2 protein-coding genes are annotated in these 1733 nt (G+C 59.8%); both read left to right on the forward strand.

Translation table 11 applies throughout. The annotated features are described in order from the left end of the window. Positions 1 to 112: 112 nt before the first annotated feature. On the forward strand, positions 113 to 796 hold the full coding sequence (recO, locus tag KGB03_RS03690; protein ID WP_218537953.1) for a DNA repair protein RecO: 684 nt from the start codon (positions 113 to 115) through the stop codon (positions 794 to 796). Positions 797 to 905: 109 nt separating this feature from the next. Then, on the forward strand, positions 906 to 1649 hold the full coding sequence (pdxJ, locus tag KGB03_RS03695; RefSeq protein WP_095130562.1) for a pyridoxine 5'-phosphate synthase: 744 nt from the start codon (positions 906 to 908) through the stop codon (positions 1647 to 1649). Positions 1650 to 1733: the final 84 nt, after the last annotated feature.

A 1733-nucleotide genomic window follows, 5' to 3' on the forward strand; every position in this document is an offset into this window, starting at 1 on the left:
GCGATGTAACATTCAGCATTGATGTTGACTGTTACATCGCTTTCGCGAGCAAGCCCGCTCCCACATTAGTTTTGGGTTGTCTGAAAAACTGCATTCCTTCATTGAGAACTCCATGTCCCAACCCATCGGCCAACCCGCCTTCGTGCTCCACTCCCGCGCTTACCGCGAGAACAGCGCGCTGGTGGATTTCCTCACGCCGCAAGGCCGGCTACGGGCGGTGTTGCGCAGTGCGCGGGGCAAGGCCGGGACGTTGGCGCGGCCGTTCGTGCCGCTGGAAGTGGAGTTCCGTGGCCGTGGTGAGCTGAAGAATGTCGGGCGCATGGAAAGCGCTGGCGTCTCAACTTGGCTCAATGGTGAGGCGCTGTTCAGCGGTCTCTACCTCAATGAGCTGTTGATTCGGCTGTTGCCCTCCGAAGACCCGCATCCGGCTGTGTTTGACCACTACGCCGCGACCCTGCTTGCGCTTGCCGAAGGCCGTCCGCTGGAGCCTTTGTTGCGATCCTTCGAATGGCGGCTGCTGGATGACTTGGGTTACGGCTTCGCTCTGACTACTGACATCCATGGCGAGCCCATCGCGCCGGACGGTCTCTACCGTCTGCAAGTGGACGCGGGGCTCGAGCGGGTCTACCTGCTGCAACCCGGTCTGTTCAACGGCACCGAACTGTTGGCCATGGCCGATGCAGATTGGTCTGCCCCTGGCGCGCTATCGGCAGCCAAGCGATTGATGCGCCAGGCACTGGCGGTTCATCTGGGCGGTCGTCCCTTGGTAAGTCGCGAGTTGTTTCGCAAGCCGTAGGGTCTGTTGATGCTTGGCAGCGCCCGGCGCGGCCGCTGCCAAACATCAACAGACCCTATCTCCCCGTGTATGCTGTGCACCGAACTTTCCCTTCTTCAGGAGCGCTTCCGTGACCACCAGCAATCGCATTCTTCTTGGCGTGAACATCGACCACGTTGCCACCCTGCGTCAGGCCCGGGGCACTCGCTATCCGGATCCGGTCAAGGCTGCACTGGACGCGGAAGAGGCGGGCGCTGACGGCATAACCGTGCACCTGCGCGAAGACCGTCGGCACATTCAGGAGCGCGACGTGTTGCTGCTCAAGGATGTGCTGCAAACCCGCATGAACTTCGAAATGGGCGTGACCGAAGAGATGATGGCGTTTGCCGAACGCATTCGTCCGGCGCACATTTGCCTGGTACCGGAAACCCGTCAAGAGCTGACGACCGAAGGTGGTCTGGACGTGGCGGGGCAGGAAGCACGGATTAAAGCCGCGGTGGATCGCCTGTCAAAGATCGGCTGTGAAGTGTCGCTGTTCATTGATGCTGACGAGCGGCAGATCGAAGCATCCCGTCGTGTTGGTGCGCCGGCTATTGAGCTGCATACCGGCCGTTACGCCGATGCCGAGACGCCGACCGATGTGGCTGAAGAGCTCAAGCGTGTGGCGGATGGCGTGGCATTTGGTCTGGCTCAAGGTTTGATCGTCAACGCTGGCCACGGTCTGCACTATCACAACGTTGAAGCTGTAGCGGCGATCAAAGGCATCAACGAACTGAACATCGGTCACGCGCTGGTGGCTCATGCGTTGTTCGTCGGGTTCAAGTCGGCGGTATCGGAGATGAAAGCACTGATTCTGGCCGCCGCAAAAGCCTAAAGCCAAACACAAATTCAATTGTGGGAGCGGGCTTGCTCGCGAAAGCGGTGTATCAGTCAAAGTTGATGTCGACTGACACACCGC

Source organism: Pseudomonas sp. BF-B-26 (genome assembly GCF_019956495.1).
Lineage (GTDB): Bacteria > Pseudomonadota > Gammaproteobacteria > Pseudomonadales > Pseudomonadaceae > Aquipseudomonas.